Here is a 22,879-nt window from a genome sequence, read left to right as displayed (position 1 = left end):
ATTTATCATAGATCATCGACTTTTGTGGAACAAGGTCGAAAACTCCCGTATTATAGCGGGTTTTCGCGATTTTAAACCTTTTTTGTTTTGAATGCGGGGCGAAAGACCATACTAAGTCCGAATGCTATCCCCTTCAATTCGCGGCAACCTAGGAGGAATGTTCCTTGCAATCGACCGAGTCTGCCATGGAAGCTAATTTCGCCGAGGAGGCGATCGAACAAGGTCCGCTCCCCCCGCAAGCGCAAGAGACAGCTGAAACGGCTCACGCTGTGCCGCTCGGCGCCGCTTCATCCTATGTCGACCCGAACCCTCGCAAGCTGCATCCGCTAGTCGAGCTGCATATCGACCGGGGTTCCTTCGAGGAATTGGACCGGCGCGTGCAACGGAACGGACCCTGGGACGATTGGACGTTGTATCAGATGGCGCTCGAAGCCGAGGAATCGGCTTTGGTCACCGATTTCCACGCGCTTCAGTGCACGAAGCTGCTTCCTCGCTTCGAGCCGCTGCCCCACCAAGTCGAAACCGCGCGCAAAGTGCTCCACGAGATGCGCGGCCGGGCAATTCTAGCCGACGAAGTCGGTCTAGGCAAGACGATCGAAGCCGGATTGATTCTTAAAGAATACTTGATTCGCGGGCTGGTCAAACGCGCGTTGATCCTCGTTCCCGCTTCTTTGGTGTTGCAATGGGTTCGCGAGCTTAACGGCAAGTTCGATATTCCGGCCGTCGCCCAGAAGAAGGATTACTCCTGGAACAACGACATCGTCGTCGCCTCTATGGACACCGCTAAGCGCGAGCCGAACCGGGCGATGCTCGTGGACGCGGAATTCGACCTGCTCATCGTGGACGAAGCGCATAAGCTCAAGAACAAGAAGACGACCAACTATCAGTTCGTTAACGAGCTACGCAAAAAATATTGCCTTCTATTAACCGCCACTCCCGTGCAAAACGACTTAACCGAGCTCTACAACCTCATTACGCTGCTCAAGCCGGGACAGCTCGGCGGAGAAGGCGACTTCGCCTCCAACTTTGTTCATGACCGGCGCGTCCCTAAGAATGAAGAGCAGCTGCAAGCCGCCTTAAGCCAAGTCATGATCCGCAACCGCCGCAGCGACGGGGGCGTGCATTTTACCGAACGCCACGTTACGAACGTCCCGCTTCGCCTGTCCCCCGAGGAGATGGCGTTGTACGAGGGCGTGACGGACTACGTCCGCAAGCACGCGCGCGGGGAAACCGGAATGGATCTGACGAGCATGCTGTCCCTCGTCACACTTCAACGCGAAGTATGCTCTAGCCGCGACGCCGTCTTCCTGACGCTTATAAATCTATTCAAGAAGACGAGCGAGGACTCTCCGCTCCGCGCGCGAATTTGGGAGATCGTCGCGCTTATTAAGAGCATCAAATCGAATACGAAAGCTGAAAAGACGATGGAGCTCATACAGGGCATCGACGACAAAGTGATCGTCTTCACGGAATACCGCGCCACGCAAGAGTATTTACTGAAGTTTTTCAAAGAGCACGGCTTGTCCGCCGTTCCTTACCGGGGCGGCATGAACCGCGGGAAAAAAGACTGGATGATGGACTTGTTCCGCAGGCGCGCGCAAGTGCTGGTCGCGACCGAAGCCGGAGGCGAGGGCATCAACCTGCAGTTCTGCCACCACATCATTAACTTCGACTTGCCATGGAACCCGATGAGGGTCGAGCAACGGATCGGCCGTGTCCATCGGCTTGGCCAATCCGAGGATGTCCACATCTTTAATCTGTGTACGCTGGGCACGATCGAAGAACATATCGTACACCTGCTCCACGAAAAAATCAATATGTTCGAATTGGTAATCGGGGAGCTCGACGAGATCATTCAACAATTGGAAAAAGAAGAGCCATTGGAGCGCCGGATCGCCCAAATCGTGCTCGAATCCGCGGACGGCGAAGAACTGCGCAAACGGATCGACGGGTTCGGCGACGCGTTGCTTGCAGCCAAGCCGAAAGCAAAGCAGGAGAAGCCGCGATGAATACGAAGCAAGTTCAAAAATTCGTGCTTTCCTATCTCGATTCCACCGGCTGCCATCTCGTGGAGAAGAGCCCCGCCCGCGTTACCGTCAAGCTGTCTCCGGACGCGGATCGGGCGCTGACGAACCGACCCTACTATTGGAGCTTCGTCGACCGGACCGGAACGCCGCCGGAGACGCTGACCTACGCTTGGTCGTTCGATCCTCCTTCCGCGCAGGACGGTCAGTCTTCTCCGCTGTCGTATTTGATGACGCCGGCCGGAAGAGTCGTTCAGGAAGGCGTCTATTACGGCTCCCGGCGCCTGCAGCAGCTATTCGACGTCGTTCACCAGGGCGGTCGCTGCGTTACGCTGTTCGAAGAACCGCAGCGCGGCACCGGAGATCCGTTCAGCTCCCAGCCCTATACCGCTTGGCTAGGCGCCAACTTCAAAGTAAGCTTCGCCTGCGATATGAGACGCGAAGAACTGCATAGCTATGGCATCTCGCTGGCAACTGGGGTCATCGACGATAAATTCATGGACCGTCTGAAGGGCCGCAGACTGACGCCCCGCTTGCCGGCTAACGTTCATTTGCTCCGCAACGGCTTATCGCTTCGCAAAGGCATGTCCCAGCTGGAGTCTACGATCGAGCGCAAGCTCAAAAACGCCGATTTCGGCTGGGCTGTGGAAGCCGAGCAGCGGCGTCAAGACGAGCTTGCGCGAATCGGGCACTATTACGAGCCGCTGCTCAAGCAAGCCGAAGACGACGCGCAACGGCAGCTGTTCTCCGAACGCTTCGAACAACGCAAAGCCGAAATCGACTGGCAATATCGCCCGCGCGTGACGCTAACGACGATCAACTGCGGCATTTTCCACTTGCCGGGCATTGACTGAAAGCCCTATCGTCCGCGCATAAAAATAGAACCTTCGGCATAACGCCGCGCTGACACGTTTCAACACCTTCGGCGCGGCTTGTCCGCTACAATAAAGCCACTATCCGTAAAGCAGGTGCGTTCTCTCATGCGAATACGAACCTTATTGCTCGTCGTCACGCTTCTAATAATGATGATTCCGTCCACTGTCTATTCCGCGGCTCCGACCGACACCGGCCACTCGCCGAATGCCGTAAAATCGCCGACGAAGCTGGAGCGTCAAGTCGCGACATGGGTTGACGCGCTCTCGAAACAAAAGCCGTTCTCGGCGTTGCAAGGAGCCGATCCCCAGATCGAAGCGCTTGGTCCGGGAACCCATAGCTGGCTCGTGTTATTTTCCAAGGAAGGCAAAAACATCGGGTACATGGTCGTGAACGCGGTAACGGACGGCTCGTTCAAGCTTGGCGAATACGGGCTCGGCCCTTACCCGCTCTTCTCTTACGAGTTGCTTAAACAGTCGCTCGTTAACGGCGGTCTCCTCTCTTCCGAAGATCCGATGCCGGCGGCGGTAACGAAGCTTTACGTTCATCCGTTCGCGGCGGCCTGGGAAGTGAAAATCGGTGCGGATACGTATTGGCTCGATGCCAAAACCGCCGAGCTGCTTCCGCTCGACGAACAGACTTTTCCGAAGCTGTTTCCTACCGAATATAAGTCGCTCGTATCGATCGCCCGCGCGGACAAAGCAAGCCGCCTTAAGCTCAATCCCACCTTCGACGTATACGAACGAATTCCATGGCTCATGAAAGAGACCCCTTTCCCGACGAAAGAGGTCTCCAAGCTTCAGTCCCGCCTCGATAAGAAGCAGCACTTGCGATATGTAACGGAACCGCTGGGCAACACGATGCTATACGCGCTATCCGTAATCGGCTATCAGCGCTGGGCCAGCGGACGGGTCGATGTAGTGCTCGACATGGACGGCCAGCGGTTTATCCCGCTTAGCACGTTGCAAAAAAACGGACTTTTCTATCGTTAAAACGGCAAGTTATTGCGGCGGTTGAACGGACTGCGCTTCGGCGCGGTCTTTGTTTTTGCGTAACTCGAGCTTGCCCCACCACATGCTTACTCCGAGCGGTACGACGCCGAACCATCTCGTCACCCAAGGCTCGCGCAGCTGCTTGCGTTCTTGCCTAGTCTGTGCCGCTTCCGGCGACTTGTCCAAATAGCTAACGACTTTCTCCGTCATGAACTTCAAATAATCAGCGTTATCGCCCATATGGAATCAACTCCTCTTGCCATAGCATGCCCGCTTCTCGCCGACGCCAAACATTTTCGGCGCGTCCCGCATTTTACCGGTGACATCGCCGCTTAACGTGCATGAGCACCGCTAATCTAAGCCACGATAGGAGGGTGAACTTTCATTCGATCGGAGTCGATATTCGATGAACCCATTAATTCGAGCCCTTATTGCAGGGTGCGCCTTATGCATTCTCGTCGGCTGGCGTACGCCCGAAGGCTTTAGCGACGGCGGTACCGTTCCCGGACAATCGACGCAAGCCGATCCTCCGAACATTTTGCGGGCGTTGCCTACGGCCGACGTTCTGATCGACGCCGGTCACGGCGGCATCGACAGCGGAACCCATTGGGGCGACATTTTGGAGAAGGACATTAATCTCGCCATTACGCGCAAGCTGTATTTGCTTCTGCGCAGCAAAGGGTTAGTCGTCATATTGAACCGAACCGGCGACTACGCGCTAAGCGACGACAACAGGTGGCATCTATCTCGCTCGAGACATCGCCGCGATTTGTCTCAGCGGCGAGGGCTGTCCGACGAAATTATGGCGGATTTGTTCGTCAGCGTGCACGTAAATTGGGCGCCCAAACGCAACAAGCGCGGGCCGCTCGTCATTCATCAATCCGAAGGCCGCAGCGCGTTGCTGGCCGGCTTCATACAGAACAGTCTGAATTTGCAACAAAGCAGGCATCGGTTGCCGGAAGTCGCTAATAAATTTTACCTGCTAAACCGCGTGAAAGCGCCGAGCGTTATCGTCGAGACCGCCTTCCTAAGCGATCCGGGAGACCGCGCCATGCTGACGTCGTCCCTCGGACAAACCCGGGTCGCCGCCGCGATCGCTAACGGCATTCTCGCTTATTTGTCCTTATCCCCGTGAACCGGCGTCGGAGGCGTGGCGATCATTTTGGAAATCGGAATGAACGTCGCTTCGCTTTTGAGACCGGGAATCGCATCCCGTAACGCACCCGACGTAATCATGCCAGGAGCGCCGACATGACCGATGACGATGCAGCGTTCGTGGTCCTTTAAGTACTTCCTGACTTCTACGATTTGCCGGAGCACGTGATGCTGCGTGTACACGTCGTCCAAAAACACGTTATTGTGTACCGTCGGCACGCCGACTTCGGCGGCGACCTTCGGAACGACCGTCCGGTAGGACGTCCGGCTGTCAAGGAAGAACAGTCCTCTGTCCTTGCACACTTGGAGCACGACTCTCATTACCCGCTCGTCCTTGGTCGCCTTCGAGCCCATATGGTTGTTCATGCCGATCGCATGAGGAACGTCGTCGATCGCGGCTTCTACCCGCTTGCGAATTTCGGCGTCCGACAAATCGGTCGTTATCGCGCCGGGTCCGAGCCAGCTGCGCTTCCCGTGCATCGGCTCCATCGGAAGATGAACGATTACGTCATGCCCTTTGTTATATGCCGCTTCAGCGTCTTGCTTAGTCGTCGGCAGGAACGGCATGACCGCTACCGTGATCTTGATCGGCAGTTGGAGCATTTGCTCCGTGCCCTTCATCCCGTTGCCGAAATCGTCGATGACGATCGCGATCTGTTTCGCGGCTTGCGAAGAGTGATTCTGCTCGGGTTGCGCGCTGACGACGCTACTCCATATCAGCAATAAGGCTGAACAAATTACGGTCATTCGAAATAGAAAATTCGGGCGGTTAAACTTCATAAGGGTATTCAACATCCTTCCTCGTCTTAGGAATCAGTCTTCGCTATCCTCATAAGGATTCCTGATGTTGGAAGAAATTATGAATGCGGATAAAAATAAACCCGCAACTTCAAAAAAATAATTTTTTACTTATTTGTTGATTTTTTGAAATTATGGTGCTATGATCTGTCTTGCATCAACTGGTTAGGCTAACGCACCAATTCGTGTAAGCGCTTAATGCTATTGGCGACAACAGGTGTAGACGGGCGATCATAAGTGGGAGGAGGTCGAATACCATTTTGTAAAATGATATCGCATGGATGTCGTTTTTTTTTGCTCGGTGTAGAAAACGTTTTCTGTATTTCTTATTATACGTAAACGAACGCGAGATTGACAAGTTATTTCCTAGCTTGTACCGAAAAGGGAGGCACCCCTATGAAGAAACGAATTGTAGCAATAGTACTCCTCTTAGGAATGATCGCATCTTACTTGGCTCTGACCGTTAACGCAGCCGATGAACCTCTATCTCCCCCAACGCATCTCGTCGGCACCACTGATGCCGTCAAGAAACCGTCCGTAGGCGGAGCGCTGCAGCTTTTAATGAAAAACGGCGTCATGACGCTTTGCGACCAGAACGGCGAACCGATTCAATTACGCGGCATGAGCACGCACGGGCTGCAATGGTTCCCGGGTATCGTCAACGACAACGCTTTCGCCGCGCTGTCGGGCGACTGGGGCGCTAACGTCATTCGTCTGGCCATGTATGTCGGGGAGACCGGCTATGCGACGAATCCGGCCCTGAAGGATAAGGTCATCGAAGGCATTAACTACGCGATCGCCAACGACATGTACGTCATCGTCGACTGGCACGTGCATGCGCCGGGCGACCCGAATGACGCTACTTACTCAGGCGCTCAAGCCTTTTTCCAAGACATCTCTACTCGCTATCCCAACGATCCGCATATTCTTTACGAATTAGCGAACGAGCCGAATAGCAATGCGCCCGGGGTCACTAACGATGCCGCGGGTTGGTTAAAAGTCAAAAACTACGCGGAGCCGATCATCAAGATGCTGCGCGACGGCGGCAACGACAATATCGTTATCGTCGGCAGTCCGAACTGGAGCCAACGCGCCGACTTGGCAGCCGATAATCCGGTCGTCGACTCCAAAGGCAATACGATGTATACGGTGCACTTCTACACCGGGACGCATAGGCCTGCTCCCGATAGCACGGACAGAGAGAACGTAATGAGCAACGCGCGCTACGCGCTCGAACACGGCGTCGCCGTCTTCGCTACCGAATGGGGAACAAGCGAAGCGAGCGGCAATAACGGTCCGTTCCTCGAAGAAGCGGATCAATGGCTGGAATTCCTCAATTCGAACAACATTAGCTGGGCGAACTGGTCGTTGACGAATAAAAACGAGACTTCGGCTGCCTTTACGCCGTTCGAGCTCGGCAAGTCGGACGCTACGAACCTAGATCCGGGTAGCGACCAAACATGGAGCATTCCGGAGCTCAGCGTGTCCGGCGAATATGTACGCGCCCGAATCAAAGGGATCGCGTACGAGCCGATCGATCGTACCCCTCGCGAAGATTTCTCGACGACCGTCTGGAACTTCGACGACGGAACGACGCAAGGATTCGGCGTGAACGGGGACAGCCCCGTCAAGGAAGGGATCGCGTTAACGAACGAGAACAACGAATTGCAAATTTCTGGTCTTAGCCACAGCACGGATATTTCCGCAGGCAACTATTGGGCTAATGTTCGCCTGTCCGCTGACGGTACGAGCGCTCATCCGGACATTTTGGGCGCGAACGCGCTGACGATGGATGTCATCTCGGAGACGCCGACTACCGTCTCGATCGCGGCTATCCCGCAAAACGGAGCTTATAGTTGGACTAATCCGACGCGCGCGATTCAAGTCGTGCTCGACGCAGCCGATCTGCATGACGGTAAGTATACGGAGACGCTTACGATCTCCAAAGCCGACGCTCCGAATCTCAAATCGATCGCGGAAGATCCGGATCATAGCGTCCTAAGTAACATCATTCTATTCGTCGGCTCATCAGCTTCCGACGTCGTATCGCTCGACAACATCACGTTCTCCGGTACCCGCGAAGTCGTCGAACAACCGATCGTCCACGCCCCGATCGGAACGCCTACACTTCCGTCCGACTTTGAGGACGACACGCGGCAAGGCTGGAGCTGGGATGGCGGCTCCGGCGTGAAGAACGCCATTACGATCGAAGAAGCGAACAGCTCCAAAGCCGTTTCTTGGGAAGTCGCGTACCCTGACGTGAAACCTTCCGACGGTTGGGCGTCCGCGCCTAGAATCGTACTTGGCGGCATTAACGCAACGCGCGGTGAACATGATTACTTGCTGTTCGACTTGTATCTCGATCCCGTGCGCGCGACGCAGGGCGCCTTGTCGATCAACTTGGCCCTCGCGCCACCGAGCTTAGGCTATTGGGCGCAAGCAACGAACAACTTCGATATTCCGTTGGCGACGTTGGCTTCGAAATCGAAGACGATGGACGGTCTTTACCATTATGAAGTCGGCTTTGACCTGACAAAGATCAACGACAACAAAGTCATCGACGCGGATACGGTGCTTCGAGACATTACCGTCGTAGTTGCCGATGTGAAAAGCGATTTTGCGGGACGCATGTACATGGACAATGTGAGGTTCGGAGACGCGCCGCCGGTCGTCCCGCCTTCCGGTCCTTCCGGTTCTACCTACGTACCGCCAGTCGTTCAAGATAATGCGTCTTCGACGACTAACGCGACGGTCGATGCGAACGGGAAAGCGAAGGCTTCCGTATCAACGGAGCAAATCATTCGCTCCATCGACAAAGCTGCGGCAGTACCTGGCACGGCCGTCGGCATCGCGGTCGAAGCTCCGAAAGAATCGCATTCGGTCGAGCTTAGCCTATCTGACACGGCCATAGATGCGATCGCCAAATCCAATGTCGAAGCGCTGACCATATCGTCGCCGATCGCAACGCTGACGTTCGATCAACATGCGATAGCTTCGATCGCGAGCGGTTCCGGCGACGTACAAGTCACCGTTGCTAAAGCCGATCCTTTGAACGGTCGCCCGGTATACGAATTCTCGGTGACAAGCGGCGGAACCGCGATTGCTTCCTTCGGCGGTCAAGTCACGGTCGCTATACCGTATGCGCCCGCGGCGAATGAAGATCCGAATGCGATCATCGTCTACTATGTTAAGGCGGACGGTACTTTCCAAGTTATTACGAACGGTATCTATCAACCGGCTACCGGTACGGTAACGTTCACGACGACGCACTTCTCCCGTTATTCCATCGGCTACAACAAAATCGCCTTCGCGGATGTCACGGATTGGTCAACCGACTTTGTTCAATTCCTAGCCGCGCGCAACCTCGTTCACGGCATCGGAGACCGCCTATTTGCTCCGAATAATCCCATCACGAGAGCGGAATTCGTTCAGCTGCTTGCTAATCTGTCCGGCGCCGATCTTGGGGCATCGCAAGGTTCCGCATTCAAAGACGTGGCTGCAACCGCTTGGTACGGCGACTCGGTGCAATGGGCTTACGAGAATGGCATCGCTCAAGGAGACAATGGCATGTTCAATCCGAGTGCGAACATCACGCGCCAAGATCTTGCGGTCATGCTCGTCAGATTCGCCGATAAATTCGCATCTGGCGCGCTAAGCCGAGCAGCTTCTGCAGCGCCTTTCGCGGACGAAAGCGATATTGCCGCCTACGCTCAAGCAGCAGTGACAGCGTTACACCATGCAGGTATCGTCACCGGCAAACACGGCAATCGCTTCGATTCGACCGCCTTCACGACAAGAGGCGAAGCGGCTAAGATGCTGGCTCAATGGCTTCAGGCAAATAAATAAGACGGAAAAACCACTTCGCAACTCAACACACAAAACCCTCGCGGCAGCAGCCGCGAGGGTTTTGTGTTTACGGTCGATATTTTAGTAACCGAGCGCTTCTCTTGCTTTTTTCCATTTCGCGTTCAGTTCGTCATAGAACTTTTGAAGATCTTTCGCAACGATAGCATCTTGCGTGTATTTGCCTACGAACAAGTCGATTTCGGCTTTGTTAGCGATTTCGTTGAACTTAGGATCCGCAGCTACGTCTTCTAGGAAGGTCGGATTGTACGATTGGAATTCAGCCAATTGAGGTACTTTAGCTTGTTGCGTTTTGTCGACCGGCATGAAGCCTTGAGCGTCAACGTAACCGGATTCTTTAACGAAGAAGTCTACCCATTTGAATGCAAGCTCTTTGTTTTTGCTGTTTTTGCTTACGCCGATGAAATAGTCCGGTCCGAGCGGAGCGTTCAGCTTGCCGCTGTTGTCGTAAGGGAGCGGGAAGAAGCCGATATCTTCGGATTTAGCGCCTGCGCCGATAACTTGCGGGATTACCCAGTTACCGAGGAAGTACATTGCCGCTTTACCGGAAGCGATTTCGCCTTTGGACATTTCCCAGTTGTTCGTAGCAAGGTCTTTTTCTACCCAACCTTCTTGAACGAACTTGCGAGCGATGTTCATCAACGTGCCCCACGCGTTGTCCGTTGCCCATACCGTATCGGATGTAACGAATTGATCCGTGTATTTCATGTCGCCGGCTACGTATTTAACGGAGCCTTCAGCCCAGTTGCCGATCGGCCATTGCGCGCCGTAGTTCATGTACAAAGGAATGATGCCAGCTTCTTCGAGCTTTTGCGCCGCAGCGTAGAACTCGTCAAGCGTCGTTGGCACTTTGTCGATGCCGGCTTTAGCGAACGCTTGCTTGTTGTATACGATACCTTGCGTGTTTACGCCGGTCGGCAAGCCGTAGCTTTTGCCGTCTTGCGCTCTGTAGTCCGCGAACCATACGTTTTCTTTCATCGCGTCCGGAAGCGGCTCATAATAGTTCGCGAGCTCGCTGTTCGGCAAGCTGGAGTCCATCATGTTTACGTCGCCGGCTTCGCCGGTCGTCAGGCGAACTTTGATATCGTTTGCGTAGTTCGTCATGGCTTCGAATTCGATTTCCGCGTTCGGAGCGTATTTCGCTTTGAAAGCTTCTGCGTATTTGTCCATCGTGCCGTCGTCTACGAGGTCCGTGCGGTGCGTCAGAACCGTGATTTTGCCGGTCAGTTCGGCAGCCGGGCTTGCGGATTCGGATGCGCTCGGGCTCTCCGCAGCAGCCGTAGAAGCAGCTGGCGATGCGGATGGCGATGCGTTCTCTTCGTTGTTGTTGCTGCCGCATGCGGCAAGCATGCCAGCGGACAAAGTCAGAACGGATGCAAGAGCTAGTGCTTTTTTCATTCTGTATTACCCCCATACTTGATTTTTTTGAGCGAGTCAGACCCAGTAAATCAAGTTGTTTGACATCGCTTACATTACTAATTATAAATTTTTGGTTTCCAATGAAAATGCTTTTATTTTGTTTTTATTGTCTCTTATTATGATAACAAATAAATAATTTTAGTTTACAAATGCTGGGTTGGGCAATTGTTAGCTTAAACCGACGTTGTATAAGTACAATTAGACGCAAAAAAACGGTTAGGTAGACTAACATCTACCTAACCGCTTTATTATACACCAGATTACGTACCTACCGCTGCTTTGCCTTTTTTCCACTTCGCGTTCAAATCGTCGAAAGCCTTTTGCAAATCTTTCGCGGTTACAAGCGTCTGGATGTAGTCTCCCGTATAGAAACCGATCTCCGCTTTGTTGCCGATTTCCGCGAATTTCGGATCGGTCGACTGGCTCTCGATATAATTCGGAGCGAACGACTTGAATTCCGCAAGCTGAGGCAACGTCGGTTCCTTCGACTTGTCGACCGGAATGAAGCCCGACGATTCGACATACCCGGAATCTTTAACGAAGAACTCGACCCACTTCGTAGCGAGCTCTTTGTTACTGCTCGACTTGCTGACGCCGATCATCCAGTCTTGGCCAAGAGGGGCGTTCAGCTTGCCGCTGTTATCATAGGGTAGCGGGAAGAACCCGATATCTTCGGACTTTCCGCCCGCGCCGATGATTTGCGGGATGACCCAGTTGCCGAGATAATACATCGCAGCTTTGCCGCTCGCGACGTCGCCTTTGGACAACTCCCAGTTATTCGTCGACAAATCTTTCTCGACGTATCCTTTTTGAACGAGCGTCCGCGCGATCGTCAGCATTTTACCCCATTCATTGTTCAGTTGCCAAGGCGCATCCTGCTGTACCATCTTCGATAAATATTGCGGATCGCCGCTCGTGAACCATACGCTTTCCTCGCCCCAAGACTTCATTGGCCATTGCGCGCCGAAATTCATGTACAGCGGCGTGATGCCTGCGTTCTTCAGCTTGTCTGCATCCGCGTAAAATTCATCGAGCGTCGACGGGATTTTATCGATGCCGGCTTTAATGAACGCCTGCTTGTTATAGACGATGCCCTGCGTATTCACGCCGGTCGCCAGCCCGTAATGCTTGCCGTCATATTTCATAAGATCGGCGAAATACACATTGTCGAACAACGTGTCCGGCAGCGGCTCGAAGTACTGGCTAAGCTCGCTATCGGGAACGCTGCCTGGAATAAGCAACACGTCGCCCGCTTCTCCCGTCGTCAACCGGACCTGAACGTCCGTCGCGTAGTTCGTCAAACCTTCGAATTCGACTTCGGCGTCCGGGTATTTCTCCTTGAACTTGTCGGCGTACTTCGCCATCGTGCCGTCGTCGACCAAATCGGTACGGTTAGTCAAAACCGTGATTTTGCCTCCGATCGCGTTGCCGGCAGGCTGCGATGCGCCAGGCGCGCCCGACTGGGTCGGTGACGGCGAAGCACCGTTATTGTTGTTGCCGCAACCTGTGAGAGTAGCTAACGACAGCGCGAGACCGATACACAATATCGACGATTTTCTCATGATGTCACTCCTATTGATGCGCGTAATCGTGTGCTCCCGCTCCCACGAATCGGTTCAACTTGAATAGCTAATCGAAATCAGTCTCTCAAGAACGCGTACTCGGGCTTGTTCATGAGCTCGAGATTGCGCGCGATCAGCTCGCAACGTTGATCCACGCAAGCGGCGGAACGAAGCGGATCTTCCGGCGTGTTGATGCAGGCGTCGACTAATTTCTCAACCGTCGTCGCCGCTACATGAATGCGCGTATCGGAAGAAGCGTAGTAAATGTACACTTCGCCGTTCTCTTTCGCGATCAAGCCGTTGCAGAAAATAACGTTGGATACGTCGCCGACGCGCTCGATGCCTTCCGGAGCGATCAGATGACCGCCCGGCGCGTATGTCAGCTTGTGCGGCTCGTTCAGATCCGTCATGAACATGTAGACGACGTAACGCAACCCGGCTGCCGTATTCCGAACGCCGTGCGCGATGTGCAACCAGCCTTTGTCTGTCTTGATAGGAGCCGGACCTTGGCCGTTCTTCACTTCCTTGATCGTGTGGTACTTGCGCTCGTCTACGATGAATTCCTTATCGACGATCGCCGGGTTCATGCTTCCGGACAGTCCCCAGCCGATGCCGCCGCCGGACCCCGTATCGATGAAGCCGTCTTGCGGACGCGTATAGAAAGCGTATTTGCCGTCGACGAATTCCGGGTGAAGCACGACGTTGCGTTGCTGCGCCGAAGGCGTCTTCAAATCCGGCAGACGCTCCCAGTTGACCAAATCCTTCGTGCGCGCTATACCGCCTTGCGCGACGGCGCTGGACAAATCGCCCGCCGGCGCGTTCGGGTCTTTGCGCTCCGAGCAGAATAAACCGTAAATCCAGCCGTCTTCATGCTTGACAAGACGCATATCGTATACGTTAATGTCCGGATCCTCGGTTTCCGGCAGGCGAACCGGGTAGTCCCAGAATTTGAAGCCTTCCGTCGGACTATCGCTTTCCGCCACTGCGAAGAACGATTTCCGGTCGACGCCTTCCGCTCTGACCATTAGATAGTATTTCCCGTTCAGCTCGATCGCACCGGGGTTGAATGCGGCGTTCACGCCGATACGCTCCATAAGGAACGGATTTGTCTCCGGATTCAAATCGTAACGCCAATGGATCGGCGCATGCTCGTTCGTCAGCAACGGGTTTTCGTATCGATCGTAAATGCCGTTGCCTTTTGCCGCCGGTTTGTTAGGTCGGTTCACCAATTCGTCGTGCTCTGCTTTCAAACAGATCAATTTGTTCATGAAATCGCTCATCGTTCGTTTCTCCTCCACCGTCTCAATGTTGCGCTTCGATATGCGCCAGTCTTTCCAAACCTTCCAAGCAAGCTCTGCCGTTATGATAAGGGCATTTCCAAGGATCGACCTTCGGATGCGTCGTGACCGGCACGCCTTCCCGCGTAACTTGCCAATGCCACTCGCCATGCTCCGCATCGCTAATATATTTCTTAGTGAACGCCCAGCTATTGCGGGCGGCTTGCAAATACTTTGCTTCCCCAGTCAGCTGATAAGCATTCAAAAATCCTACCATCGCTTCCGCTTGCGGCCACCAATCTTTCGTATCGTCCAGATGGCCTTCGCCGTCGGCTTCGTTGAACACGCCGCCGTTCGCGTCGATGCCTTCGGCTATCGTAACGTCCGCCATCGCGATTGCTTCCGCTCTTACGCGCTCGATTCGCGCTTCGTCGCCTAACACTTCCGCCGCTTCGCAGAGCAGCCAGCTTCCTTCGATGTCGTGACCGTAGGAGACGTGCTCGGACTTGGATGCCCATTCATCGTCGAAAAACAACAAGAAATGATGGTTCGCCGGGTTGACGATTTTGTCCAGATGAATGTCGATCAAGTCGGCAAGCTTCATGCGCAGTCCTTCCGGTTGCCATACGCGATATAGATTCGTATACGCTTCTAGCACGTGAAGATGCGTGTTCATCGATTTGCGCTCGTTCAAATCTTTGCCGCTAAGGCTCAGATCGCTCGTCGGCGTCCAATCGGCGGACAGCGCTTCGATATAACCCCGGTGCGCAGGATCGTACGCGTGCTTCTCGATCAGCAGGTACAGCTCCTTCGCCCAGTTCAGCGCCTCTTCCGTTCCCGCCGCGCGATAAAATTCCGTTAACGCATAGATCGCGAACGCTTGCCCGTACACTTGCTTCTTGTCTTGCACGGGGTTGCCGGCAACGTCGACCATCCAATACAAGCCGCCGTTCGCTTGATCGCGGAAAATGCTATCGAGTTCCTCGTAAGCTCGCTCGGCGATTTTTAAGTAGGCTTCCTCTCTGTAAGTCCGGTAGGCGCTAGAAAAAGTCCAAAGGATGCGCGCGTTGAGCACGAGTCCTTTGTCCGCGTCTTCGACGATAGTCATGTCGTGCTTAATTTCTCCGATAAATCCGCCGTGCTTCTCGTCGATCGTATGACGCATCCAGAAGCCGAGTATCGTCTGCTTAAGTTCGTCTTCCAATTCGCTTCGCCACCGGGCGGTCGTTAATGCTTCGTTCATTGGCTCGCGTGCGCCTCCTTGCCTTGATGTACGCTAGACGTGTAGTAGTCTCGGACGATAGCCTCGGCCTGCTTTCCATACATGCAGTAATCGTCGTTCTGGGAAGCTTGCTCCGCAGAATACAACCGAGCGGGCCAGTCCCATAACATGTAACCACGCATCCATTCGCGCTTGGAACAAGCCTCGAACATAACGCGGTAATAGTTCGCTTGTTCTTCCTCCGAAGGACCGCCCGGCAATGACCAGTCGTTCGGTCTTTGCGCGGAGCCTTCGCGGCTTGGGCATCCGCCTTCCATGAAGAAGAAAGGCATTTCCCACTTCTTCAACACGCCCTCGATCCGATCGAGATGCGCTTCCCACTCCCCGATCGGATAATAGCCGCTGGAGGAAATAATATCGACTGCATCCCACCATGTGAGCCGGTCTTCTTGATATTTGTCGCAGTTGTAAGTAATGAGGCCGCTATATACTTTCCGCACTTCCGCGATCAATGCGCGCCATTCGTTCCCCCTGCTATCGGCCTGAACCATCTCGCAACCGACGCACAGCATCTCGCATCCTTCTTCCTCGGCGATGCGAGCGTAATGAACGATGAACTCGGTATACGAAGCGAACCACTCCGCCCAGCTCGGCTCCCCGGGCACGTCCTGTTGGAAGAAGACGATATGCGCTCGCCACGTGCCGTTCGCGCAGTTGACTACCGGCTTCATGCACACCTTCATCCCGAGCGATTTCGCTTGGCGGATCGCCCATCTTACTTCGTCGTCGGTTACCGTCGGCTCGTCGCCGTAAGCGATCTTCGTCGATTGCGCCGTTTCTTGCAGCGCTCCGAGCGCGATAGCTACCCAATTCACGCCTACCGCGCTCATTTTGCGCATCGAATCTTCCGCTTCCGAGCCGCCCCATGTACCGCGTACTCCGGTCCATCCCCAGGTCATCCCGTTTACTGTTCCGTCCATGTTTTCATGCCGACAACCTCCTGTTCCTGCTTTGTTTCTCTATTACCTGTTTGTTGTTATTGTTTTGTTTGCAAATAACAATAACAAGACTCAAACAAATTGTATCACCGTACGCTTAGTTGTCAACCGAAAAACGCGCGTTTTTCCTCTTTAACTTCTTGATTAGGATGTCATCGCGCACGCGAAAAAACCCGCCAGGTAGGCAGGTTTTCATTACACATCCTATTATTGCGCGTAAGGTGCGCCTGCCGTCGATTCCCGAATCAGTAGCTCTCCGGCCAGCAATATTTTTTCTTTCGGTCCGTCCGGATGCTCAACCCGCCATAGAAGCGTATCGACGGCGCGTTGGCCGAGCGCTTCCTTGTTGACGTGCACGGTGCTAAGCTTCGGACTAGCTAACGCGGCATCCTCGATATTGTCGAAGCCGGTAACCGAGCATTGGCTCGGAACGTCGATGCCTAGCTTCATTAACACCGTGATCATGCAAATCGCGATCGAGTCGTTCGCGCACACGAAAGCGGTCGGGAGTTTATGTTCGGCTTGCAGCTTGCGCACGATCGCTTCGAGGTTCTCGGTCATCTCCGAACGGTTATTCCCTTCGAACTCGATAAGCTCGGGACGCTGATCTAGCTGGACGCCCTGCTCCTCTAGCATCGACCGGAAGCCGAGCCAGCGATCGTAGAAGCTACGGGAATAACGAATGTTGCCTACGAATTGCAAATCGCGATGACCGCTGCCAAGCAAGTAATTGGCCGTTCTTCTGACGCATTCGTAATTGTTCATGAATAGCACGTCCGAAGGAATTAGCGGATCCTCGTGATCGACTAAGACGAACGGGATGCCTAGATTGCGGATTTCCAGCAACAGCTGGTTGGATATATGGCCTACGCCGAGCAAGCCTAACACCGCATCCGGATTGATCAGCTTCGTGAAGTTATCGGTAATATGTTCGGTCACGATCATCATGCCTAGGTGATTTTCTTCCAGCCCGTTCGTTATCCCGTCGATGATACGTCCCCAGAACGTCGACTGCCGCGTCTGCTCGCGCACGTTAGGAATAAGCACGATAATCGTATTCCGGTCAGCTTGCGAAGACTTGCCCTGCTGCGACGAACGGCTTACCGTAGGCCGAACGCGCTTTTGCACGAAATAGCCGAGCTGCGTGGCGGTTTGTATAATCTTCTCCCGCGTATCCGGACTAACGCCCGACTTGCCGGACAATGCCTTGGATACGGCGAATTTGGATACGCCGACTTGATCGGCGATCTGTTGCATCGTAATTTTCTTGGACATGGCTCGTTAACACACTCCGCTCATAAAAGAAAAAACGCCCGGAACAGATGATAACAAAATAATAATTGTTATCATAACACATCCCGAGCGTTAGCGATACTCTACGTTGCTATGCGAAGCTTTACTTAACCGCACCGTTAGTTACGCCGGCGAAGATGAACCGTTGCAGCAACAAGAAGATGAGGATCGTTGGGATAAAGATGATGAGAATCCCGGCGGAAATAACGTTCATCTGCGCGGCGTTCGGACCAACGAAGCTGTAGATGGCCGTCGATACGACCTTCAGCTTTTGCGAAGGCATGTAGAGGAACGGCACGTAGAAGTCGTTGTAGATCGAGATCGTCTTCAAAATGACGAGCGTAGCCGTCGCCGGACCGAGCAGCGGGAAAATAATCGACCGGTAAATCTTGAAGAGCGACGCGCCCTCGATCATCGCGCTTTCGTCCAAGTCTCGCGGGATGTTATTGATGAACTGCAAGTAAATAACGATTTGCAACACGTCCGCGCCCATATAGAGCAGCATCGGAGCTTTGATCGTATTGTAGACGCCAAGCCATTTGATTACGCTGAACGTAGCGACTTGCGTCGTAACGAGCGGAATAACTTGCGCGACCAAGTACAAGCCCATGATCGGAGCTCTAAGCTTGAATTCGAAGCGGCCGAGCGCATAAGCTACCATCGTACCGATGGCGATGTTGCCCGCTAGCGCGACGACGATGATGATCGCGATATTTTTGAAGCCGAGGCCGAGCTTACCTACTTTGAATACGCGCTTGAAATTGTCGAAGTTGAAGAAGTCGTGCGGTAAACTTAGACCCGATTGATAGAACTCTACCTTCGTCTTGAACGCGCCGACGAACACGGAATAGATCGGGAAGAACACAATGAACACGCCGATAAGCAGCGTAAAGTATTTGAGCGCGGTTACGGAGTTAGATCTGCCTATCATGTTATTTGCCCTCCCTGAACAGCACTTTACGCTGGATGACGATGAAGAACAGGACTATGAACAGCAGGACGACCGCCATCGCGGAAGCAAGCCCGAAGTTCTCGAATTTGAACGCCATATCGACCGTTTGGATGACGAAAGTCGAAGTGCCGTTAGCGCCGAGCATCATAACGAACGGAATATCGAACGCTTCAAGCGCGCCGGTGAGCGTAAGGATGAGCATCAGCTCGATCACTTTGCGCAAGCTAGGAAGAGTGATGAACCGGAATGTCTGCCAGCTGTTCGCGCCGTCGATTTTAGCGGCTTCGTACAGGTCGTCAGGGATCGATTGCAATGCGCCGATGAAAATAACCATGCTTAGTCCGAAATATTTCCACATCGAGATGAAAGCTAGCGAGAAGTTGACCAAATGCGGATTGCCCAACCACATTTGTTGCCAAGATTCCAGACCCAGCGCGCCAAGGAAGACGTTCAAAGAGCCGTACTCGGCATGATACATGTTCTTGAACATGATGACCGTCGCGACGCTGTGTAGCACGTACGGTAAAAACAGCAAGACGCGGAACGCGTATCTGCCCTTGAGCTTGCCGTTCAGAATGACGGCGAAATACAGAGCGATCGCGGTTTGGATTAACCCGCCGACGAAATAATAGAGGTTGTTTTTGAATGCGCCGAAAATTTCAGGTCTGACGAATAATTCCTTATAGTTTTCAAGGCCGACCCATTGCTGGTCGAACCCGAGTCCGTCCCAGTTCGTCAAGCTAAAATAAAATAACGCCGCCGCGGGATACAGCGAGAAGGCGCACAGCAGAGCCAACGGAATCGTTAGGAATCCGAACAGAATCATGTATCTCTGCGTTTTGTAGCTAAAATTCAATGAAATTCCCCTGCCTTTCAGTCACTTCTGTAGGTAGTCTGTTACAGGAAACGCTTTCATCATTATTATACGTTCTATTGTTATCGAATTTAATGGGCTGTGTTTGTTTTCATTGTCCTCAATTTAGATAATATTCACCTAACACGATCTCGGTACTCTTTCGGCGTGCAGCCGACGACCTTCTTGAACACCTTGTTGAAATACGCCGGATCGGCATAGCCGACTTTCTCCCCGATCTCGTAAGTTTTGAGAGCGATACGATCGCGCAGCAGCTCTTTGGCGCGGTCGATCCTAACGGAAATCAGGAAATCCGTTATCGTCTCGCCCGTCTCCGTTTTGAATAGCTTGCTTAGATAACTAGGCGTCAAGTACACTTCTTCCGCCAAGCGATTGAGCTCCAACTCTTCGGTGAAATGCTGAATGATATAAGTTTTTACCGTCTCGATGACGCGATTCTCTTGCCGGACCTCTTGCAAGATACGGAACAGCCCCTCGACTTCCCCGAGGAAAAACTTCGAGAACGCTTCGAAGTCCAGGTAACGGTGCGGATCGCATACCGTAACGGCTTGCTTCGATACCCCCGCGTCCCCGACTTTGGCCGCGCCAGAACGATGAATGAACGCCAGCACGGTCTCGCAGCTTTCGCGCAGCTCCGACCACTGCGGCTTATCTTCCTTGCATGTTCTGAACCATTTGGCTATCGACTCCTGGGCGCGCGCGAAGTCCGACATCGTCATCGCCTCTTGGAACTCGCGGTCGAGCAAGACGATCATATGCGATCCGGATGGCTGCTTCTTGGTCAGATGCGAATAGTCGACGAAGCTTCGTCTTCCGGACTCATACCAAGCAAATTGCATAGCATGCTCCGCTTGCCGATAAGCTTCGCGCAACCAGGACGATCCTCTAAACACGTCGCTTCCGCCGATTCTACCATCGAATGAGGGCGGCAACCGATGCGCCAGCGTCTGCCCGATTTCATGTACGCGCTCGGCATGGTCCGTACTGTTCATTCCGACGATCAAGGCGAGCGAATCGTCGCCCTTAAGCAGCTTCCAATTAGACAACCAACCCGAAGTCGCCGCTTCCATCATCGCGTCCGGCGACGGCAACGTTCCTCTGATGACGTATACCGCATACGGTTCGCTGAATAGAGGAGTCAGCTCTAGCGCTTTCCCCGCTTCCAGTCGAAGATGCTTAGGCAACAGCTCCGCTTCATTGAAGAGCAGCAAGCCCATCTGGTCTTCCTGCAACGCGTGTTTCTTCTCCCTCTCCTCCGCTAAGCTATCGCTAACTTTGCGGAGCAGGTAGTCTAGTTCCGCTTTGTCCACCGGTTTCAACAAATATTCCTCCACACCGAACCGCAACGCTTGACGCGCGAAGGTGAAATCGTCGAAGCCGCTCACAATCGCGACTTTTAGGTTAGGCGAACGTTCCTTCAATCGCTCGATCAGCTCGAGACCGTTCATCATAGGCATCTTTATATCCGTTATGACAAGATCGACCGCCAGCTCGTCTATTTGCGTCAGAAGCTCCATTCCGCTCGCGAAGATGCCGATAATCTTGTATTGTTCGCCGGCCTGCGCGATCAATTTCGCCAACCCTTGCCGTATGCGTTCCTCATCATCCACCACGACGATGTTAACCATTGTGTTTGCCTCCATTCGCCTGCTCGATCGGAATGCGCACGGTAACGTTCGTCCCGATGCCAGGCTCGCTATCTATGCTGATACCGTATCCTTCTCCGAATCTAAGCTTTAAGCGTTCATGAACGTTCCTAAGCCCGATTCCCCTGCCGCCTTCGGACTGTCTGCGCTGCGGGTCGTTCAATGTACCGCGAAGCCGCCTTAACGTAGACTGATCCATCCCGACGCCATCGTCCGAAATCGTATATAAGCGATCCGTTCCCCTTTCCTCGTATTTCAACCTAATCGTCATATTCGGCTTCGTCTCGTCCATGCCATGATACACCGCGTTTTCCACGATCGGCTGGAACAGAAGCTTCATGACCGGCATTTGCATGTCCATACTCACTTCAGGTAGCGTCAGTACGAACCGGTTGCTGCCGTATCTATAATTGAGCAACTGGAGATAAATTTCCAAATGCTCCAGCTCCTTGGCGAGCGGCACCGTCTCGGTTCCCGATCCGATTCCGTAACGCAGCAGCTTGCCCAGAAGCTGCGTCATATCGCTTACTTCCGTATCGTCGTTAATGACGGCCGTCATCCGAATGGATTCCAGCGTATTATAGATGAAGTGCGGATTGATCTGGTTTTGCAGCGCTTCGAGCTCGGCCTCGTTTTTGCGTTGCCCGGCTAAGTATACGTCGTCGATGAGCGACTTGACCCTTACGATCATCCGGTTAAACGCGCTGCCAACAAGTCCGATCTCGTCGTGGCCGCGAACCGGGAACGTAACTTCCAGATTGCCCGTCTGAACCGTCTTCATTAGACGCACGAGCGACCGAAGCGGCTTCGTTAGCGTGAACGTAAAAATCATCGAGATCAATAGCGCGAATCCGACGATCGCAATCGCCGAAGCCACTGTTACGTTCCGAATGCGCAGCGCGTCGCCCATAAGCTCTTTCTGGGGTATCGCCACGAATATTTTCCAGCCTGTGTTTTGCGATTCGCGGTAAATGGATAACACGGGCACGCCGTCGATTTCGGTATGAAAGCTGCCTCCGGTACCCGACGCTAGCTCCAGCAAATCGCTCGATTGCAAATTCCGCGCCAAATATTTTTTCTCGCTGTCGAACACGACTCTGCCCGCGTTGTCCACGATAAGCGTCGTCCCGTGCGTCGCGTTATCCAAGTCCTTGACGATGTTCTCGATGACGTCGATGTTCGCGTCCACGGCGATCAAGCCGAGCGATTCGAAGTTCGTATCGATAATTTCGCGCACGACCGAGAACACGTACTGGTTGCCCGCCCGTCCGCTCACTTCCTGTGTGCTTACGAGCACGGGCGTTCCGTGTTGCGAATAAGCGAGCGACTTCCAATCTTCGTACACCGCCTTCAAGTCTGAACGGATTCCGCCGCTCTTCGTCGTGAAATAATAGTGTCCGTACCGATCGAACAAGTATACGGAATTGGAGCCGGTACTTTTGATATTGTTCAGGAAATAGATGCTGGCCTCGATTCTCCGCAACATCTGCAACTCTTCGCCGGTTAATCCGACCTTCGTGTCGCTTCCCCGCGCAGTCGGATCGTTCTCCTGCAACGGCAGGCTTTCGTAATAGCGGTTGGAAATTTTGAGCCCTTCCTTGATTTCGTCCAAATACGAAGGAATGATCGAAATTTTCTTCATATCTTCCATATAATCGTCAAGCTTGCTGATCATCTTGTCCGAGATTTGGGATACGTATGTAACAGTATTGCGTTCGATCGAATCGCTATAACGAGCGGCGGATATATAGCTTAAAGCCCCAATTGGCAAAATAATCAAAAACAAAAAGACAATAAACAGCTTGCCTTCCATTCTGTTAATGGGCGAAACGAGCCGCTTCCAAATCCGTTGCCAAAGCCTCATCCGAACTTCCCCCTTCTCTCGATAGTAGTGTAACATAATTTTATGCTAACAAAATAACATAATCTA

At 53.4% G+C, this 22,879-nt stretch carries 17 protein-coding genes; 5 read left to right on the top strand and 12 right to left on the bottom strand.

What is annotated here, in order from left to right; translation table 11 throughout:
* The first annotated feature begins 185 nt into the window (after nt 1-185).
* The 3 genes from ACFPQ4_RS07115 to ACFPQ4_RS07105 all read left to right on the top strand — a co-directional run bounded on the left by ACFPQ4_RS07115 (nt 186) and on the right by ACFPQ4_RS07105 (nt 3,889).
* Nucleotides 186-2,009, top strand: a complete 1,824-nt coding sequence (locus tag ACFPQ4_RS07115) for a DEAD/DEAH box helicase (RefSeq protein WP_378111113.1) — start codon at nt 186-188, stop codon at nt 2,007-2,009.
* Entirely contained in the window at nt 2,006-2,878 is an 873-nt protein-coding gene (locus ACFPQ4_RS07110) for a YqhG family protein (protein WP_378111084.1), read from the top strand. Before ACFPQ4_RS07115 ends, ACFPQ4_RS07110 begins: the two co-directional genes overlap by 4 nt.
* 126 nt (nt 2,879-3,004) lie before the next feature.
* Entirely contained in the window at nt 3,005-3,889 is an 885-nt protein-coding gene (locus ACFPQ4_RS07105) for a hypothetical protein (protein WP_378111083.1), read from the top strand.
* A 9-nt stretch (nt 3,890-3,898) separates the two neighbouring features.
* Here the strand turns inward: ACFPQ4_RS07105 and ACFPQ4_RS07100 are convergent, their stop codons facing one another.
* Nucleotides 3,899-4,129, bottom strand: a complete 231-nt coding sequence (locus tag ACFPQ4_RS07100) for a YqzE family protein (protein WP_378111082.1) — start codon at nt 4,127-4,129, stop codon at nt 3,899-3,901.
* Between the two features lie 166 nt (nt 4,130-4,295).
* On the opposite strand from ACFPQ4_RS07100, the gene ACFPQ4_RS07095 reads away from it, so the two are divergent.
* Nucleotides 4,296-5,024 carry an N-acetylmuramoyl-L-alanine amidase family protein gene (locus tag ACFPQ4_RS07095; RefSeq protein WP_378111081.1) on the top strand — a complete coding sequence of 243 codons (729 nt, stop codon included), beginning with the start codon at nt 4,296-4,298 and terminating at the stop codon, nt 5,022-5,024.
* Here the strand turns inward: ACFPQ4_RS07095 and ACFPQ4_RS07090 are convergent.
* Nucleotides 5,003-5,824, bottom strand: a complete 822-nt coding sequence (locus ACFPQ4_RS07090; RefSeq protein ID WP_378111080.1) for a divergent polysaccharide deacetylase family protein — start codon at nt 5,822-5,824, stop codon at nt 5,003-5,005. The two genes, ACFPQ4_RS07095 and ACFPQ4_RS07090, sit on opposite strands and share 22 nt — an antisense overlap.
* Before the next feature lie 414 nt (nt 5,825-6,238).
* Between ACFPQ4_RS07090 and ACFPQ4_RS07085 the strand changes: the two genes are divergently transcribed.
* On the top strand, nt 6,239-9,688 hold the full coding sequence (locus tag ACFPQ4_RS07085; RefSeq protein WP_378111079.1) for a carbohydrate-binding domain-containing protein: 3,450 nt from the start codon (nt 6,239-6,241) through the stop codon (nt 9,686-9,688).
* 81 nt (nt 9,689-9,769) lie between these two features.
* Here ACFPQ4_RS07085 and ACFPQ4_RS07080 read toward each other — a convergent pair whose 3' ends face one another.
* From ACFPQ4_RS07080 to ACFPQ4_RS07035, 10 genes are all read right to left on the bottom strand, one after another.
* The gene (locus tag ACFPQ4_RS07080; protein ID WP_378111078.1) at nt 9,770-11,104 is read right to left on the bottom strand and encodes an ABC transporter substrate-binding protein; all 1,335 of its coding nucleotides are present in this window, start codon (nt 11,102-11,104) and stop codon (nt 9,770-9,772) included.
* Nucleotides 11,105-11,385: 281 nt separating this feature from the next.
* Nucleotides 11,386-12,687 (bottom strand): ABC transporter substrate-binding protein, encoded by a 1,302-nt coding sequence (locus tag ACFPQ4_RS07075; RefSeq protein ID WP_378111077.1) that lies wholly within the window; start codon nt 12,685-12,687, stop codon nt 11,386-11,388.
* 77 nt (nt 12,688-12,764) lie between these two features.
* The gene (locus ACFPQ4_RS07070) at nt 12,765-13,967 is read right to left on the bottom strand and encodes a glycoside hydrolase family 130 protein (RefSeq protein WP_378111076.1); all 1,203 of its coding nucleotides are present in this window, start codon (nt 13,965-13,967) and stop codon (nt 12,765-12,767) included.
* Nucleotides 13,968-13,989: 22 nt separating this feature from the next.
* Complete coding sequence (locus ACFPQ4_RS07065) at nt 13,990-15,207, bottom strand: AGE family epimerase/isomerase (RefSeq protein ID WP_378111075.1); 1,218 nt, start codon at nt 15,205-15,207, stop codon at nt 13,990-13,992.
* On the bottom strand, nt 15,204-16,166 hold the full coding sequence (locus tag ACFPQ4_RS07060) for a glycoside hydrolase family 113 (RefSeq protein ID WP_378111074.1): 963 nt from the start codon (nt 16,164-16,166) through the stop codon (nt 15,204-15,206). Before ACFPQ4_RS07060 ends, ACFPQ4_RS07065 begins: the two co-directional genes overlap by 4 nt.
* Nucleotides 16,167-16,391: 225 nt before the next feature.
* Complete coding sequence (locus ACFPQ4_RS07055; protein WP_378111073.1) at nt 16,392-17,459, bottom strand: substrate-binding domain-containing protein; 1,068 nt, start codon at nt 17,457-17,459, stop codon at nt 16,392-16,394.
* Nucleotides 17,460-17,580: 121 nt separating this feature from the next.
* Nucleotides 17,581-18,408 (bottom strand): carbohydrate ABC transporter permease, encoded by an 828-nt coding sequence (locus ACFPQ4_RS07050; RefSeq protein WP_378111072.1) that lies wholly within the window; start codon nt 18,406-18,408, stop codon nt 17,581-17,583.
* Nucleotide 18,409: 1 nt separating this feature from the next.
* Nucleotides 18,410-19,285 (bottom strand): carbohydrate ABC transporter permease, encoded by an 876-nt coding sequence (locus ACFPQ4_RS07045; RefSeq protein WP_378111071.1) that lies wholly within the window; start codon nt 19,283-19,285, stop codon nt 18,410-18,412.
* A gap of 134 nt (nt 19,286-19,419) precedes the next feature.
* Entirely contained in the window at nt 19,420-20,931 is a 1,512-nt protein-coding gene (locus ACFPQ4_RS07040; RefSeq protein ID WP_378111070.1) for a response regulator, read from the bottom strand.
* A complete protein-coding gene (locus ACFPQ4_RS07035) occupies nt 20,924-22,813 on the bottom strand; it encodes a sensor histidine kinase (RefSeq protein WP_378111069.1) in 1,890 nt (629 codons plus the stop codon). Before ACFPQ4_RS07035 ends, ACFPQ4_RS07040 begins: the two co-directional genes overlap by 8 nt.
* Nucleotides 22,814-22,879: the final 66 nt, after the last annotated feature.

This window comes from Cohnella yongneupensis (assembly GCF_042655785.1).
Classification (GTDB): domain Bacteria; phylum Bacillota; class Bacilli; order Paenibacillales; family Paenibacillaceae; genus Cohnella; species Cohnella yongneupensis.
The sequence above is the reverse complement of the archived record's forward strand: the minus strand, read 5'-3'. Positions and strand labels throughout refer to the sequence as shown.

Bases quoted from the DNA above. Each gene is read 5' to 3' on its own strand.
- ACFPQ4_RS07115 (WP_378111113.1), top strand. From the start codon at position 186: ATGGAAGCTAATTTCGCCGAGGAGGCGATCGAACAAGGTCCGCTCCCC.
- ACFPQ4_RS07110 (WP_378111084.1), top strand. From the start codon at position 2,006: ATGAATACGAAGCAAGTTCAAAAATTCGTGCTTTCCTATCTCGATTCC.
- ACFPQ4_RS07105 (WP_378111083.1), top strand. From the start codon at position 3,005: ATGCGAATACGAACCTTATTGCTCGTCGTCACGCTTCTAATAATGATG.
- ACFPQ4_RS07100 (WP_378111082.1), bottom strand. From the start codon at position 4,129: ATGGGCGATAACGCTGATTATTTGAAGTTCATGACGGAGAAAGTCGTT.
- ACFPQ4_RS07095 (WP_378111081.1), top strand. From the start codon at position 4,296: ATGAACCCATTAATTCGAGCCCTTATTGCAGGGTGCGCCTTATGCATT.
- ACFPQ4_RS07090 (WP_378111080.1), bottom strand. From the start codon at position 5,824: ATGAAGTTTAACCGCCCGAATTTTCTATTTCGAATGACCGTAATTTGT.
- ACFPQ4_RS07085 (WP_378111079.1), top strand. From the start codon at position 6,239: ATGAAGAAACGAATTGTAGCAATAGTACTCCTCTTAGGAATGATCGCA.
- ACFPQ4_RS07080 (WP_378111078.1), bottom strand. From the start codon at position 11,104: ATGAAAAAAGCACTAGCTCTTGCATCCGTTCTGACTTTGTCCGCTGGC.
- ACFPQ4_RS07075 (WP_378111077.1), bottom strand. From the start codon at position 12,687: ATGAGAAAATCGTCGATATTGTGTATCGGTCTCGCGCTGTCGTTAGCT.
- ACFPQ4_RS07070 (WP_378111076.1), bottom strand. From the start codon at position 13,967: ATGAGCGATTTCATGAACAAATTGATCTGTTTGAAAGCAGAGCACGAC.
- ACFPQ4_RS07065 (WP_378111075.1), bottom strand. From the start codon at position 15,207: ATGAACGAAGCATTAACGACCGCCCGGTGGCGAAGCGAATTGGAAGAC.
- ACFPQ4_RS07060 (WP_378111074.1), bottom strand. From the start codon at position 16,166: ATGGACGGAACAGTAAACGGGATGACCTGGGGATGGACCGGAGTACGC.
- ACFPQ4_RS07055 (WP_378111073.1), bottom strand. From the start codon at position 17,459: ATGTCCAAGAAAATTACGATGCAACAGATCGCCGATCAAGTCGGCGTA.
- ACFPQ4_RS07050 (WP_378111072.1), bottom strand. From the start codon at position 18,408: ATGATAGGCAGATCTAACTCCGTAACCGCGCTCAAATACTTTACGCTG.
- ACFPQ4_RS07040 (WP_378111070.1), bottom strand. From the start codon at position 20,931: ATGGTTAACATCGTCGTGGTGGATGATGAGGAACGCATACGGCAAGGG.
- ACFPQ4_RS07035 (WP_378111069.1), bottom strand. From the start codon at position 22,813: ATGAGGCTTTGGCAACGGATTTGGAAGCGGCTCGTTTCGCCCATTAAC.